Raw genomic sequence first — 16,264 nt, 5'->3', positions numbered from 1 at the left:
ATTGCTCACTTGTACGTTCTGTAATTTTGCTGAACAAAAATGAAGCGTCATACAAGGCTGCTGTGGCAGATTGGGGTTCGCATTGCCAGAGTTTCCATTAGCAGTTCGAAGTGATTGCGTTTGTCAATAAACAACTTGTGAGGGTAATCTGGAAGCATATCGCAAAGTTAGAAAAAACCTTAACGCAATCACATAAAAAACATACCTCCTGTGGAAACAGGAGGTATAACCAAAACTAACTGCTTATATGAGAATTCTTACTACATGAGAAAAACTTTATCTGGCTATTAGAATATTAATAAATTATAAACATTTTGACTCTGCCCTCGCTTATAAAATTCGACTACTGATTCTCTTTCATTCTTCCTAAGCTATTACGACCATCAGGAACACTTCCTCTGCTCATTCTTATTTTTTTTTTCGTTTCAAGATGTTAAGATAGATCACATTTCAGGCTAAAAATTGGCTTTTATACCAAATTCAAATTCCAATTGACCAATTTAAGGATCGGAGCTATGAATTTTCTTTATTGACCTGTATCTACTGTTTTGCTGAAATTATATTTTAGCCCAAACATCCAACCACGACCTATAGAGGGAAAATCATTGAAATATTCAGGGTCTGTATTGTTTGTTATATTAGACAGCTGCATAAAAAACCTCAGATCTCTACGCATTGTATATTCCAGATTCAAATTGAACCTTGTTATAGATGGAAGCTGAGTATTATAGTACCTCTCACCATACCTATTGATATTAGCCTGGTAGAGATTCTTTGACCTATCATAATTACTTCTCGCTTGATCGATGGCGGTAGATCCGCTTGTATAGGTCATATTTACAGAAGTGTAAAGCCGATCCGAATGACCAAATAGTTTTGGGAAACCGTATCCTATTGTGAGCCCTCCGGCATTTTTTGGTATGAATAGCATTTGCTCACCGGGGTAAGTCCGATCCTTGAATGACGAATCGCCATTCAAAGGCTCTTGTAATATTGAATTCATGATGGAATAACTGCCGGAAAAGTCCAGGTTTTTCAATCTGTACTTGGCTGAGAACTCCCACCCGGAGTTTTCAATTTTTCCTGCATTTATAGTATTAACGATAATTCCACCTGGCGAACTTTGCGAATAGATATAAATGGCATCTTTGAGGATGGCGTTATACCCCGAAACTTCAATGCTGAGGCGATCATTTGCTAAATAGCCTTCCAGCCCATAATCCCATCCTTCTTGCTGCTGAGGCTTCAGCTCATCGGTAGGTGAGTAAGTTAGCCCCTGAACCGTGGGATAATGTTTGTAAAACCAGGAAACTCCTGTTATACCTCTTCCCCAGGCGATCCGTGGTTTTAAAATAAGTTTGCCTATCAAAAAATTTGTGGTCGCTCCAATTCTTGGATTAAAATAAGATCCAAAGTTCTTGTTGAATTCATACCTGCCAGCCAGCGTTAAAAATATTTTGTTCTTGTAGGATGGGTTAAGTTGAGCAAAAACTCCAGTGTTCTTTTGAATATCAAAAGTATCAACTGTCACATTGTAGGCTGTTGTGGTTCTTCTTACTGTATATCCAGTGGAATAAGCATTTGAATATTCAAACCCTGTCAGCAGGGTTGCTTTGATTTCGGAACCTGCTCCAAAAGAAATACTGTTGTAATAACGAAGAGATCCAACTTTGTCCTTTACATCTCTGTTGAGATAGGGTGCAGTCCGGACATAGGATTCCAACCCTTTGAAATTGTCATTCCATCCAACAACAAGATTATGTGTCCACCAACCATTTGCCCGGTAAGTTATATTTGCTCCTATCATATTCGATTTAAGAATGCCCTGCGCCGTATCCGGTAATTGCCACCCGGCTCTTTTAAAATATGGGTTGGAAGAAGTATCGTAAAAAGCATTTCTTTCAGGAATGTAATTGTTTTCAAAATGCTGCCCGCTGACGATGATCTTTAAATTATTTGCAGTATAAGTAACACCACCGGAAACAGAATACCTGTTTTGCTTGCCATCCGGCATATGAGTTTCGTTGGTATTAATATCTCCACCGATAAAATAAGAAATCTTTTTAAAGCCTTGCTTAACATTAAAAGAATGGATCTGCCTGAACGGTTTTTCTTCCTGCCATTTCGAATCATACCAGCCGGCACTGGTAGTAAGATCAATATTTGTGCTGTTTAGCGATGCTTTTTTTGTGTACACAAGAATAACACCTCCGTTTGAGCCGCTGCCATAAAGCGTAGATGCCGAAGGCCCTTTCACCACTTCTATATGATCGATATTATTTTTATCAAGGGCATTTATATAATACGAATCGCCTGCATAAGGAATTCCATCCACAAAAACTTTCACAAATCCATATCCGCCAAACCCGGCTGAACCACGAATACTTACCGTACCTGATCCGTAGCTATATTGATATGTTTCATGACCCGGTTGTATATTATTTGTTCCCGGCACTGTGCCACGGAATATTTGCTCGATAGTTTGGTAAGGAAGACTTTCTAATGTTTTGGAATCAATTACATCAATAGGCGATACAGCTGCTCTTCTTTTTATGGTCATTAGATTTCCACCCACTATAAATTTTTCCATTGGCTTATGATCCAAGTGGAGTTGTATTGCAAGCCTTTTCCCATCTACTTTGACTTGCTTTTCAGCATAACTTACAGATGAAAATATCAACTCGGTCCCTTTGTTTACAGCAATTGCAAATACTCCATTTTCATTCGTCGATGTTCCCTGTCCCGTTCCTTTCACCATTACTGAAGCTCCGGCAATTGGTTTATTCTCTTCATCCATTACCGTTCCGGTTACAGTGAATGGTGGATCAGGATTGGCTTCCTGCACATGTACAACGGGCAGTGGTTTTCTTATGATCGTTATTGTTTTGTTCTCTATCAGCCATCCCAATGGTTGGTGCTGGAGTGTTTGGTTTAATGCTTCTTCAAGAGATACATTTTTCAAGTCAATGGTAACAGGTTTGGATTCCCGTAAAACGGCTGCGTCATAGAAAAAAACATAACCTGTTTGAGATTTAATTGCAAAAAAGACCTTGGTCAATTGAACATTTGTGCCGGAGAAATTAATGGTTTGGGAGTACCCCTTTGAGGAGGAAAGTATAAATGCAGCAGTTATTAAAAGGAGCGACCTTTTCATGAAACCCAAGTTTATTGTGCGGACAATTTGTGTCCGCACAAATAATTGCATAAATTAGCAATGCTTGGGTAAAGGCTAATGGTTAATGGTATCTAACTAACTATTCCGAACTTAAGCGCCGGCCAGAGATGTTTCAGCATTTCTGGCTTTTTCCTTTTATTAATATACTAATACGATCAGCAACAACTCTTCCTCTGCTTATTATTATTTTTTGTTTTATGGTAATTGCGCCATTTTCTTTCGCAATACCACTAGTTTTCTTCCTTCGAGTCTGAATTTCAAATCGCTTTTCTCCAGGATCGTTAACAGTTGTGACAGTTTCAGGTTCTTTTCTATTTCTCCTCCGAACTCTCTTTGGGGTATTGGACCTTCGTAAACCACATCCACATCATACCAGCGGCTAATAACCTGCATAACAATTCTTGTATCTGCTCCATCAAAATTGAAATATCCATTTTTCCATGCCATCACTTTATCAATATCTGCCTTGTTTATTGCGATCTGCCCATTTGCATTTAATTGAGCCTGCTGACCAGGAGTTATCAATTTTGATTCACCTGTTTTAAGTGATGTTACTTTCACACTGCCTTCAAGCAATGTAGTTTTTAATGTGCCGTCATCCCCATAAGAATGAATGTTGAAGTGCGTTCCTAAAACTTCTATTTCCTTTTTACCGTCAATATTAACTTTAAACGGCATGGAAGGATTCTTCGCCACTTCAAAATATGCTTCACCTGATATTTCTACTTTTCTTGTATCCCCGGTGAAAGAAACAGGAAAGCGGATAGAAGAGGCAGAGTTCAGCCAAACCTTAGATCCGTCTGGAAGTATTAATTGATACTGTCCTCCTCTTGGTGTCTTAACCGTATTGTAAAGAACTTGTGTTGGTTTTTCTTCTAATGTATTATAGACAAGTTGTCCGTCGTTTAATTTCGAAATTTTTGTACCGCCTTCTGTAATAATGGTTCCGTTTGAAACACTTTCCAGGTTGATATCAGAGCGATCTGATAGAGTCAACACTGCTTTGTTACCACCGGGAAGTATGTCATTTGTTATATGCCGATTATTTGCTTCCGGCGTTTCTACCGGAGTTTGGTTGACTAAGAGGTATGCTCCTATTACAGCAAGAACAAATACAGCAGCAGCTGCCAAACGGAACCAGTTTCGTTTTGTAAATGGCACAACAGGTGCCACTACATTTATTTTTTCTGAATCAAGTTTCGTTTTAATTGCATTAAATGTTCCTGCCAAAACATCCTGCAGCTCTTCTGTTGTAAAAGAACTTGTTTCCTGTTCAACTTCGAGCTCTTGGGTAATTAAAGTTCTGAGCGATTCTTCGTTGTCTTCAACATCAAACTCTTTCAATAATAATTTTAATTCCTCAGGGGAGCATTTATTTTCCAGATATTTTTTAAATAGTTCGTGCATTATAATGGTACGTAATCAAAAGGGTGACTTAACAATAATTTAATACGGAGGAATGGAGATCTTCCTCTGCTCCTTGTATATTATTTTATTTGTTAATACTTAATAAAAGGCAAAAAATGATGATCGTCATGCCATTATGAGTAAAAATGAACTCACGAATTGCCTTATTTGCTTTGACAATATGATCACTTATTGTTGAAACAGATATGCCTAATTGCGAGCTTACCTCATTATAGCTTTTATTATCAAGTTTAATTAATCGAAATATCTGTTGCCGTTGTGGAGAAAGAGAATCAATAGCTTTTTGAAGGAGTAAGGCATTCTCTTTTGTATAAATCATTTCTTCGATATGTTCATATTCTTCCGTTGCAGTTGCAAACAACTCAACTTGTATTTTTTTATCCCTTACTGCTTTTCGAAAAAAATCATAAACCTTATTTTCAGCGATGCGGAAAAGATAAGATCGAAAAGATTTATCGAGATCAATACTGGCACGGTTAGACCAAATTTTTATAAAGACGTCCTGCAATATTTCCTCGGCAGCCGGTTTCGACTTCACCATCTTGTATATGTTTCCAAAAATCCGGGGACTATATAGGTTATATATTTTTTCAAATACCTGCTCATTACCCTGCTTTAATAGCAAGAGTAATTCTCTTTCATCACGAGGAGAAATATCGTTCACTTGGTTAGACGGCTTTGGTTAACACACGAATTTATCATTTCCGTCTTAATTGTAAGGGAAAAGCCTCTTTTATTTTTACCATACAAAACCGGTATATCAGCAGCGGTCAGCAAGCAAATGCTTTTTCAGGCAGCGATCTATTCAGATCAAATTAACCAAAAGAAAGCCTCTTGTAGAAACAAGAGGCGTTAACCAAAACTATCTGCTTACATGAGAACTACTAACTAACTGCTTGAGAAAGTTCTAACCGTCCTGGCCCTGGGGGCCAAAAAAAAATTTATCATATCATCACTTGTAATATAGGAGTAGTCAGGTATCCACTGGAAACCTGATCTGCAAAACTTATCTAATTCAGAATGGGGAATATCATGGAGTGTCACGGGACTACCGACTCTTTCAGACGACTTCAAAGTCCAAAATCGGGTGTCGATTTGATATAAGGATGTACAGTTATACTGTGACATGGTTTAATGGTTTCTGCTCTAAAACAACTAATGGTTATTTGAAGTTAATGGTTATTCTTATAAATCCAATACGATTCTGCAAATTTCTTCCTCTGCTCATTTTTATTTTTTTTTCCGTTTCCGGGCACATTTCAGGGGAAAGATTGACTTTTATACCAGGCTCAAATTTCAATTGACCAAATTAATAATGGGGCTATGAAACGGCTGTTCATTGATGGTTTGGTTTTCGTTTTATTAAGCTAAAAAACGCTTCTCTTATCTTTGCGCCATGAAAAAAATCGGTATCCTCGGAGGTGGACAATTAGGAAGAATGCTTTTACAGGCAGCAGCCAATTATCCTGTTGAAACCTATGTACTGGAAAATGATAATGAATGCCCTGCCGCACATCTTTGTCATCATTTTACAAAAGGCGATATCAAAAATTTCGATGCTGTTTACAATTTTGGAAAAGGGCTTCATGCCATCACTATCGAAATAGAAAATGTGAATGTGGAGGCATTGGAAAAATTGGAAGCTGAAGGAGTGAAAGTTTATCCCAAGCCTTCCGTACTCAGAACCATCAAGAATAAAATTTTACAAAAGCAATATTACCAACAGCATCAAATACCAACTGCAGCATTTGTGATCACTCAAAACAAAAAGGAAACAGAGGACAATACTACATTTTTACCTGCTGTACATAAACTGGGCGAAGGCGGATATGATGGTCGCGGTGTTCAATTGCTAAAAACAAAAGAGGACCTGGAAAAAGCATTTGATGAACCCGGTGTGTTGGAAAAAATGGTAGAAATTGAAAAAGAGATAGCCCAAATGGTAGCCATTAATGAAAAAGGTGAAACGGCTTTATACCCCCCGGTTGAAATGCTATTTGACCACCGGTTAAACTTACTAGACTACCAGCTCTGCCCCGCAGCACTGAACACACAAACGCTTTATAAAACTGAAGCAATTGCTTTAACTGTTGTCCGAAATTTTAAATCACCCGGCATATTTGCGGTTGAAATGTTTATTGATAAAAAGGGGACTGTGCTTGTAAATGAAACAGCTCCGAGGGTTCATAACAGCGGTCACCATACCATCGAAGCGCATTACTCATCGCAGTTTGACATGCTGTGGAGAGTAATGCTTGGGTATCCGCTGGGAAACACTGACCCCATCCTACCTTCTATCATGGTCAATATTATCGGCTCCGACGGTTTTAACGGGGATGTGAAATACGAAGGCTTGGATGAAGTGCTGAAAATTGAAAATGCTTTTGTGCATTTGTACGGAAAAAAACAAACTAAACCCGGCCGTAAAATGGGGCATGTGACTATCTTGAGCAAAGAGAAACAAGACCTGATTCATAAGTCCAATAAGATTAAACACACATTAAAGGCAAAGACCTGATTGCCATTTATCTGCAATCTCAACCGTACTTAAATAAACCCGTTTTTTTCCGAAGGTTCAATGCTTTTCCTGCATCTAATCTTGGTGATTATCATTTATCTTTAGCACCTAACACTCAATACTTTTTTGTGAACACACACATATCTATTTCCCGGCTTGCGGTTTTTATTGCAGCCCTTTTTTTATTTTCATGCAAAGAGAAAAAGCCACCAGTTGCCAACATGTCTGGTGGCGCAGGAAAACAGCCTCCAGTTTCCGTTGATATAATTCTTACAAAGACAGAGGTGCTGGTTTCAGATATTGAAGTTCCGGGCTCATTGCTGGCAAATGAATCAACAGAGATCCGTCCGGAAGTTTCCGGCAAACTCGTTCAACTGAATGTGAGGGAAGGAAGTTTTGTATCTAAAGGAGCATTGCTGGCAAAATTGTATGACGGAGATCTACTGGCACAGAAAAATAAACTTGAAGTACAATTGAAAATTGCGGAGCAAACAGAAAGCCGGCAAGCACAATTATTAAAAATTCAAGGCATCAGCCAGCAAGAATACGATCTAAGTCTTTTGCAGGTACATAATCTTAATGCAGATATTAATATTATTAATGAGGCTATCCGTAAAACAGAGATACGGGCTCCATTCAGTGGTAAAATTGGTTTTAAAAGTATCAGTCCTGGCGCCTTTGTTACTCCTGCCAATATTATTTGCACAGTAAGCCAGTTAAGTCAATTAAAACTACAATTCACTATTCCAGAAAAATACAGTTCGGAAATTAAAACCGGGCAATTGATCGATTTCACAGTTGATGGTTCAGACAAGACTTTTCATGCTACTGTTTCTGCATCGGAATCTTTTATTGAAGAAAACACCCGCAGCCTTTCAGTAAGATCAATTGTAAAAACGCCGGATGCAGTTTTAGTTCCCGGTGCATTTGCCAAAGTAAAAATTCAATTGGGTAGAAACGATAAAGCAATTATGATCCCAACAGTAGCCGTCGTGCCGTTGGGACGTAAAAAACAAGTTTATCTTTTAAAAAATGGAAAAGCGCAAACAACAGAAATTACAACCGGCGTACGTGACTCTGATAAGATTCAGGTTTTAACCGGGTTGAATTTAGGAGACAGTGTTATAACAACCGGTCTGTTGTTTCTCAAGCAAGGTAGTGATGTAAAAATTTCCAAAATTATCAGTGAGAAGTAAGGACTCACAACTGACAACTCACAATTATGAATTTATCAGAACTTAGTTTAAAAAGACCCGTATTTGCCATAGTATGTTCAATCCTGATCATTGTGTTTGGCGCTATAGGTTATACTTTTTTAGGTGTAAGGGAATACCCTGCCATTGACCCTGCGGTTATCAGCGTACGGACTTCCTATGTTGGTGCAAGTGCTGAGATCGTAGAACAACAAATTACAGAGCCGCTTGAAAAAGCGATCAATGGCGTACAGGGTGTAAAAAATATTACCTCTAACAGTGCACAAGGCAGCAGCAATGTAACTGTGGAGTTTGAATTAAGTGTTGACCTGGAAAAAGCAGCTAACGACGTAAGAGATAAAGTAAGCCAGGCTGCCGGAAACCTGCCCAGAGATATTGACGGCCCTCCTACTGTAAATAAATCTGATGCTGACTCTGACCCTATCATGTTTATCGTTATCCAAAGTCAGAAAAAAACATTACTCGAATTATCTGATTTTGCTGAGAACGTAGTGCAGGAACGTTTACAAACAATTTCGGGTGTAAGTTCAGCAGGTTCTTTTGGCGGGCAGTATTCCATGCGGATGTGGATCGATCCCGCAAAATTGGCTGCGTATAAATTAACCATAGGAGATATCCGGGCCGCTTTAGATCGTGAAAATATAGAATTACCGGGAGGTAAGATCCGTGGGAATGCCACACAGTTAATTGTGAATACCTATGGTAAGCTGACAACTGAAACTGAATTTAATGATCTTATCATTCGTGAAATTGATGGTCGTATCATCCGTTTCAAGGATGTAGGCAAAGCGATACTTTCAGGCGACAACGACGAATTTTCTTCAAGAGTAAATAATATATCCTCAGTTGGTGTAAGGGTGGTAGCACAGCCAGGCAGCAATCAAATTGAAATAGCAGATGAGGTTTACAAAAGACTGGATCAGATCAAGGAGGATATGCCTGATGATATTAATATTAATGTTGGGTATGATCGTTCTGGCTTTGTCCGCAAAGCTGTAAGTGAAGTAAAGGAAACACTACTTATCGCTATCGGGTTAGTTGTATTGATCATCTTTCTTTTCTTCCGTGAATGGTCATTGGCATTGCGGCCATTGATAGATATTCCTGTTTCATTGATCGGTGCATTTTTCATTATGTACTTAATGGGTTTTTCCATCAATGTACTTACACTTCTGGCAGTAGTGCTTGCCACAGGGCTGGTAGTGGATGATGGTATTGTGGTAACAGAAAATATTTTTAAGAAAATGGAGCAGGGCATGAATAAGCATAAGGCAGCCCTGGAAGGATCTAAAGAAATTTATTTCGCTGTCATCGCCACTTCCATCACATTGGCTGTTGTGTTTTTACCAGTTATCTTTTTACAAGGCTTTACCGGCAGGCTGTTTCGTGAATTTGGAATTGTGTTAGCCGGAGCTGTTATGATCTCTGCATTTGTTTCGCTTTCACTTACACCTGTATTGAATATTTATCTTACTAAAAAGAATGTACATAAGCACTCCTGGTTTTATCGTATTACAGAACCCTTTTTTGCCGGCATGGAAAGTTTTTATCTTTCTTCTCTGCGAGGGTTTATGAAACTGCGCTGGTTTGCATTTATTATTGTGCTTGCTTGCGTTGCCACTATTTTTCTTATTGGAAGAGGTCTTCCCCAGGAAGTGGCCCCTATGGAAGACAGGAACCGTGTTCGTGCAAGTTTAACAGGTCCCGAAGGTGCCGATTTTGATTTCATTGATAAGGTTACTTATGATATCAATCAGCAACTGTTAGACTCAATACCTGAGTTATCATTTGCCTTATCCTTTGCTCCTGCAGGTTTTGGCGGCGGCAGTTCCAACTCCTCATTTATCAGCATGGGATTGGATGAAGCCAGTACAAGAAAACGAACACAGGATCAGATCGCACAACAGGCAAACCGCATTTTCCGCAGGTATAATAATGTAAGAGCATTTGCCATACAGGAACCTACTATTTCAGTGGGTATGGGGAGCAGGGGAAGTTTTCCTGTACAGTTTGTTTTACAGAATCTCAATTTTGATAAATTAAAAGAGAAAGTGCCTATATTTTTAGATGAAGTATCTAAAAGTAAAGTGTTCCAGGGTTTTGATGTAAACCTGAAATTTAACCAACCGGAATTACAGATCACTATTGACAGGCTAAAAGCGAATGAACTGGGTGTTTCTGTTTTGGATGTTACCAATACGTTGCAGCTTGCATTAAGTGGCCGTCGTTTTGGTTATTTTATCATGAACGGAAAACAATACCAGGTGATCGGGCAGGTAGAAAGAAATGATCGTGATGAACCAGTTGACATCAAATCTTTTTATGTACGCAATAATGCAGGTGAGCTGATACAATTAGATAACATCGTTAAAATGGTGGAATCGACAAGCCCTGCAACGATTTATCATTTCAACCGCTTTAAAAGTGCCACCATTTCTGCAGGTCTTGCACCTGGTATGGCATTGGGTGATGGTATAAAAGAAATGGAAAGCATTGGCAAAAGAGTATTGGATGAATCATTTAATACTGCACTAAGCGGAGCTTCACTCGATTTCAAAGAAAGCTCTTCGAATACCTCCTTTGCATTCATCGTTGCATTGATCTTAATATTCTTAGTACTGTCAGCACAGTTCGAAAGTTTTATAGACCCATTCATTATTATGATCACCGTACCGCTTGCAATAGCCGGTGCTGTACTAAGCCTGGAACTATTCGGACAAACACTGAATATATTTTCACAGATCGGAGTCATCATGCTTATCGGGCTTGTGACCAAGAATGGTATCCTGATCGTTGAATTTGCTAACCAGAAAAGAAAAAGAGGGGAAAAGAAAATCCCTGCCGTAATTGATGCGTCTGTAGCGAGGCTTCGTCCTATTTTAATGACTACGCTGGCAACTACACTTGGTGCATTACCCATTGCACTAGCTATCGGTTCGGCCGGCAAAAGCCGTATTCCACTGGGTATAGTTATTGTCGGTGGAATGTTATTTGCCTTAATACTTACTTTATATGTTGTACCGGCACTGTATTCTTATTTATCCACCAAAAAGAAAACAGAAACATTGGAGACAGAAATTTCTTTGGCGGATATGAAAGAAGCACATGATTAATTTTAATTTGGAAACCAACTAAAATCTTTGTTCAGCTTATGTTGCGACACACTATTTCCCGTTTTTTTGTTACTTCAACTAATAAGTCGCAGTTTACCCTGAGCTTGCCGAAGGGTCGCACTCTTGTACTTTTGATCCATTGTTCAGTTTTTATATTAGCATCACACATAGTGAGTGCACAAAAGGTTTTATCCGTAGAGGAAGCTATTGCCACAGCACTCCAGAACAATTATGAGATCCAGTTATCCAAAAATGATTCTGCCGTAGCAACATTGGATTACTCTTACCGCAATTCTGTTTTTTTCCCAAGAGTAAATGCTAATGCAGGACTCATATTTACAAGAAGTAACCAGAAGCAGGTATTTATAACCGGTAATAACCGCGAAGGCGACGTTAAAACAGATAACTATACCAGTAATGTCTCCCTTAACTGGACATTGTTTGATGGTTTAAAAATGTTTGCTACAAGAAATAAGGCCGCAGAGCTTATTCATTTGGGTGAGTTGGGAATAAAAAATCAGGTCATCAATACCATAGCGATCGTAGTAAATAACTATTATGATATAGTCCGCCAGAAACAACAGCTTAAAGCGGTAGAAGAACAAATGAGCATCAACCAGACCAGGGTTGATCTCTCACAACGCAAACTGGATATTGGCGTTGGTGCCAAACCGGATGTGCTACAAAGCAAAGTAGACCTGAATGCGCAAAAAGCTGCACAGCTTCGGCAACAGATATTGATCCAACAATTGAAAGAAACACTTAACCAGGTAATGAATGTACCAACAGGCGTAAACTACGAAGTAAGTGATTCAATACCGCTGAACACAACACTTTCACTCGGAGAAATACAGTCGAAGGCGATCACTGAAAATCCGCTATTGCAGATACAGAAAAAAAATATTGATATTGCAACCCTGACAATGAAGGAAAGGAAAGCTGATCGATTCCCGATACTTGCTTTGAATTCTGCTTATAATCTTAACAGGACTGATAATGATGTTACCATAAACCCTGCTTTCCCATTATACAGCCGTAACCGGGGTTTAAATTATGGAATTTCTGCAACGCTGCCGATCTTTAACAACAACAATGTTAACCGGCAGGTCAGACAGGCACAATTGAATGTCGACTACCAGAAATTGATTTATGAAAATCAGAAATCTATTATCAATGTGGGTGTAATAAATGCTTTCAAAGATTATGAATTGCAAAAACAATCTCTTGAATTGGAAGAAGCAAATATTTTGCTGGCAAGAGAAAATGTTTCTATCATACTTGAAACTTATAAACTCGGAGCAGCAACCTATCTTCAATTAAGAGAAGCCCAGAAAAGCCTCGAAGATGCCTACAACAGGTTGATCGCCGCCCGCTACAATACCAAATTGGCCGAGACTGAATTATTAAGATTGAAAGGCGAACTGGTGAAATAGTTTATTTTTGTGAAAATGAATTTATGACTCCAATGGTTGGCATCATTATGGGCAGCGATAGCGATTTAAATATCATGCAAGCTGCTTCTGACATCTTAAAGCAATTTGAAATCCCACATGAAGTAACAGTTGTCTCTGCACACCGTACACCGCTGCGTATGGTTGAGTATGCACAGAAAGCAAAAGAAAGAGGATTGAAAGTGATCATTGCGGGTGCAGGTGGCGCTGCACATTTGCCGGGTATGGTCGCTTCTATCACTCCCCTGCCTGTTGTTGGTGTTCCTATTAAATCATCGAATAGTATTGATGGTTGGGATTCTGTTCTTTCTATTTTACAAATGCCTAATGGTGTACCTGTAGCTACTGTTGCATTGAATGCAGCAAAAAATGCAGGCATCTTAGCTGCTGAAATAATCGGTTCATTTGATGATGCTATTTCGAAGAAGGTAAGCGATTATAAAAATTCCCTGAACAATGAAGTGATCGAAAAAGTAGAGAATATGAAGAAAGCGGGATGGGAAAATAAATTTGATTGAGTTTTACAACTTATGGCATTACAGGATTCCGAAATACTCTTTGCCTTTACAAAGAAAGCTCCCGGCGATTATCATGAACTACCTGTTTTGATTTCAGGAAAAGAATCTGTCAATGAAAAGGGACATGAGTTTGTTCTGCTGAAGCAAAATGATAAGATTCAAAAAGTTTTTGAGATCAGGTATTCAACTTCAGGCGGGCCGTATAAAGAAGCTGTGATCTTTAATAACCTGCTTATTGTCGGCCATTACCAGTTCGTTTATATCTATGATCTTTTACAAAGTATCCCCATTTTAAGAATGGAAATTTCCGGCTATTTCGGTCATATCTACATTGACGGTGATAAGTTTTATGTATCTGATGCAGGAAGCATTTACTGTTTCAACAATAGGGCAAGAATCTTGTGGCGAAATAACACACTGGGAATTGATGGTGTTTTCATTTCCGACTTTACTGATCAGGAAATTAACGGAAGTGGCCAATGGGATCCTCCGGATGGATGGAGAGATTTTATACTGGACAAAGAAACAGGATATAAAATCAGTTAAAATAGTTTTTATTATGGCAAACCTGTTTACAGTAATCTTGAAAAAAACAGTACTTTACTAAAGGAATTAAGTCTTTTCACTATGACTGCAAAAGAATTTTGGCAATGGTTTGAAGTTAACAACACCAAATATCTTTTCCTAAACGATATTGATGAGGAAGTAAAAAAACAAATACTTGAAGAACTACTCGCCGAGCTGCATAAATACAACGATAAACTTTTTTTTGAAATAGGCCATCATCCTGATAAATCAGAACAGGAATTTGTGATAACAGCCAATGGCGATGTAAACTATTTTGATAAAGTAGAAGAGCTGGTAGCTGTTGCCCCTTTATTGAAAGATTGGGAAATTCTTGCCTTTAAACCAGCAATGGGTTTTGAATTTTCAATTGATTACAATGGTTTGAATTTTGATCCTGCAGAAACATGGTTTCAGCCCCTCGAACTTGAAAGCAGGCCATTGGACCTGGGTATCCGTGTATGTTATCCCCATTATGACGAGTCAAAAAGAGATGACTTCTTTAATGCGAGCTTTCTTATTCTTGATGCAGGTTTAGGAGAAAAAATAACGTCGTTGGATATAAAATATCTTGATGTTGATAAACTACCTGAAGACCCTGAAGCGGAAGGCATGCTTCCATTGAAACAGTTAAGTGAATATATTGAATGGCTGAAAAATGAAAGAGTAAGGAACAACTAAGCTTCGCTTAAAATAACAAACTCATTTTCCAGAGCAAGAGAATGTTCATATATTTTTTTAATAACGTCACTCCCCCATTTTGCATAATAATAGCTGATATTATCGTAACGTTCCTGCAGACCACCACCGTCAGGAAATAGATGTTCTTTAATTGAATGTATCTGTCTTTGCTGATCAGCAAATTTTCTTTTCTCAGCCCTTAGCATTTTCTTCTCCAATTCTTTTAACCGGTGAAATGATTGGGCCTTTAAAGCATCTACATGCTTTTCCAGTGATGTATCAATTGAAGTAACCTGTTTTTTGATCAGTTCATAAAAACTTTCCGCATCGGAAAAAGAGCCATTTAATTTGATCTTATTTTTTGAATCCCTTGCTACCAGTTTATTTACCAATTCCTGTTCGGATAAAAAGAAATCTTCAATAGTAAATCCGAGTTTTGATATTTTTTCCTGCAATTTCTTTTCAACGATCAAAAATGAATTACGCAACACTAAAACCGGGTAAGGAACTTTATAATGCGCAAACAAATCCTTTAACTGTAGCCAGTAAGCCAGTTCACCTCCGCCACCAATAAAAGCAATATTGGGTAAAATTGTTTCCTGGTATAATCCACGCAGGATAACATTCGGGCTGAAACGCTCCGGATGTTCAGATAGCTCATTAAGTAATTCTTCCTTCTTAAACTTTAATCCTTCATTTACCACTCGCCACTCGCCATTCACCTTCTCTATCCTCTCACGAATATCATCTTTCAAATAAAATAAATTGATCTCTCTTGGGTTGGCCTGTACTTTATAACCTGCAGCAGAAAGATCCGCGGCTGTTTTCTCAACAGTGTCTGAAGCTGTTTGATGGAGTAGATCATCCTCAAACAGTTTTATCATTTGTCCTTTCAATGCGGCGTTATCGGGCAGGAATACTATTAATCCATATTCAGCAAACAAGCTGTGTAAAAATTTAAATGTTGCATTTTGTACAGTATCTCCTTCCTTATAACAATCCCTGATCAGTTTTACAATTTCATTACCTGCCGGCAAAACGGAAAGCTGTCCTTCGATCAAGCCAATTAGCTTAATTAATTCTTTATCTATTTTCATCCTTCCTACCGCACCTTTCTGTTTAGTATTCCAAATAATCTTTTCTCCGCCTAAATGAATATGATTGAGTTCATCGAGGTCAGCATCTTCACTGCCAATATAAAATACCGGCACAAAATTGTATTCAGGAAAAGATGTTTTACAATGTTCTGCTAAGCGGATAGCATGAAGGGTTTTATAAATAAAATATAGCGGGCCGCTGAAAATATTGTTTTGATGAGCCGTTGTGATAGTAAATGTATTTGCTGATGATAATGCTTCAATGTTTTTGTTCACAGCATCAGAAGCAGTAACCGTTTCATATTGTTTTTTTAATTCCTGGACAAGAATACTGCGATTATAAGGAAATTGTTTTCTTTCCTCAATTGCTTTTTTAATTCCCGCCAAACTTGGGGTATATACAAAGAAATCCTTTAAAGAAGATAGCTGGTCAACGTAGTCAACAACAATCTTATTGAAGTTGCCAGTTTGCCGGTATGGTATCCTGTCTGCAGTACAATCCATA

General features: G+C 38.4%; 11 protein-coding genes. 7 read left to right on the top strand and 4 right to left on the bottom strand.

Going from position 1 to position 16,264, the window contains the following annotated elements; genetic code table 11:
- Positions 1–526: 526 nt before the first annotated feature.
- The 3 genes from E6H07_14255 to E6H07_14245 form a co-directional block, all read right to left on the bottom strand.
- Positions 527–3,205 carry a hypothetical protein gene (locus E6H07_14255; protein TMI62575.1) on the bottom strand — a complete coding sequence of 893 codons (2,679 nt, stop codon included), beginning with the start codon at positions 3,203–3,205 and terminating at the stop codon, positions 527–529.
- 165 nt (positions 3,206–3,370) lie between these two features.
- A complete protein-coding gene (locus tag E6H07_14250) occupies positions 3,371–4,582 on the bottom strand; it encodes a DUF4974 domain-containing protein (protein TMI62574.1) in 1,212 nt (403 codons plus the stop codon).
- An 85-nt stretch (positions 4,583–4,667) separates the two neighbouring features.
- Positions 4,668–5,267: an RNA polymerase sigma-70 factor gene (locus tag E6H07_14245; GenBank protein TMI62573.1), complete on the bottom strand. Its 600-nt coding sequence runs from the start codon at positions 5,265–5,267 to the stop codon at positions 4,668–4,670.
- Between the two features lie 732 nt (positions 5,268–5,999).
- Here E6H07_14245 and E6H07_14240 point away from each other — a divergent pair.
- The 7 genes from E6H07_14240 (at position 6,000) to E6H07_14210 (ending at position 14,662) form a co-directional block, all read left to right on the top strand.
- Entirely contained in the window at positions 6,000–7,121 is a 1,122-nt protein-coding gene (locus tag E6H07_14240) for a 5-(carboxyamino)imidazole ribonucleotide synthase (protein ID TMI62572.1), read from the top strand.
- Between the two features lie 128 nt (positions 7,122–7,249).
- Entirely contained in the window at positions 7,250–8,317 is a 1,068-nt protein-coding gene (locus E6H07_14235; GenBank protein TMI62571.1) for an efflux RND transporter periplasmic adaptor subunit, read from the top strand.
- 26 nt (positions 8,318–8,343) lie between these two features.
- Positions 8,344–11,448 carry an efflux RND transporter permease subunit gene (locus E6H07_14230; GenBank protein TMI62570.1) on the top strand — a complete coding sequence of 1,035 codons (3,105 nt, stop codon included), beginning with the start codon at positions 8,344–8,346 and terminating at the stop codon, positions 11,446–11,448.
- 38 nt (positions 11,449–11,486) lie between these two features.
- Entirely contained in the window at positions 11,487–12,881 is a 1,395-nt protein-coding gene (locus tag E6H07_14225; GenBank protein ID TMI62569.1) for a TolC family protein, read from the top strand.
- Between the two features lie 23 nt (positions 12,882–12,904).
- Entirely contained in the window at positions 12,905–13,417 is a 513-nt protein-coding gene (gene purE / locus E6H07_14220; GenBank protein ID TMI62568.1) for a 5-(carboxyamino)imidazole ribonucleotide mutase, read from the top strand.
- 12 nt (positions 13,418–13,429) lie between these two features.
- The gene (locus E6H07_14215; protein TMI62567.1) at positions 13,430–13,963 is read left to right on the top strand and encodes a hypothetical protein; all 534 of its coding nucleotides are present in this window, start codon (positions 13,430–13,432) and stop codon (positions 13,961–13,963) included.
- An 81-nt stretch (positions 13,964–14,044) separates the two neighbouring features.
- Positions 14,045–14,662: a hypothetical protein gene (locus E6H07_14210; protein TMI62566.1), complete on the top strand. Its 618-nt coding sequence runs from the start codon at positions 14,045–14,047 to the stop codon at positions 14,660–14,662.
- Here the strand turns inward: E6H07_14210 and bshC are convergent.
- On the bottom strand, positions 14,659–16,263 hold the full coding sequence (gene bshC / locus E6H07_14205) for a bacillithiol biosynthesis cysteine-adding enzyme BshC (protein TMI62565.1): 1,605 nt from the start codon (positions 16,261–16,263) through the stop codon (positions 14,659–14,661). The two genes, E6H07_14210 and bshC, sit on opposite strands and share 4 nt — an antisense overlap.
- Position 16,264: the final 1 nt, after the last annotated feature.

Source organism: Bacteroidota bacterium (assembly GCA_005882315.1).
Lineage (GTDB): Bacteria > Bacteroidota > Bacteroidia > Chitinophagales > Chitinophagaceae > VBAR01.
The sequence above is the reverse complement of the archived record's forward strand: the minus strand, read 5'-3'. Positions and strand labels throughout refer to the sequence as shown.

What these genes read in the sequence shown, in the direction of transcription:
- E6H07_14215 (TMI62567.1), top strand. Translation starts at nt 13,430, where the DNA reads ATGGCATTACAGGATTCCGAAATACTCTTTGCCTTTACAAAGAAAGCT.
- E6H07_14210 (TMI62566.1), top strand. Translation starts at nt 14,045, where the DNA reads ATGACTGCAAAAGAATTTTGGCAATGGTTTGAAGTTAACAACACCAAA.
- E6H07_14240 (TMI62572.1), top strand. Translation starts at nt 6,000, where the DNA reads ATGAAAAAAATCGGTATCCTCGGAGGTGGACAATTAGGAAGAATGCTT.
- purE (TMI62568.1), top strand. Translation starts at nt 12,905, where the DNA reads ATGACTCCAATGGTTGGCATCATTATGGGCAGCGATAGCGATTTAAAT.
- E6H07_14250 (TMI62574.1), bottom strand. Translation starts at nt 4,582, where the DNA reads ATGCACGAACTATTTAAAAAATATCTGGAAAATAAATGCTCCCCTGAG.
- E6H07_14255 (TMI62575.1), bottom strand. Translation starts at nt 3,205, where the DNA reads ATGCAATTATTTGTGCGGACACAAATTGTCCGCACAATAAACTTGGGT.
- bshC (TMI62565.1), bottom strand. Translation starts at nt 16,263, where the DNA reads ATGGATTGTACTGCAGACAGGATACCATACCGGCAAACTGGCAACTTC.
- E6H07_14230 (TMI62570.1), top strand. Translation starts at nt 8,344, where the DNA reads ATGAATTTATCAGAACTTAGTTTAAAAAGACCCGTATTTGCCATAGTA.
- E6H07_14225 (TMI62569.1), top strand. Translation starts at nt 11,487, where the DNA reads ATGTTGCGACACACTATTTCCCGTTTTTTTGTTACTTCAACTAATAAG.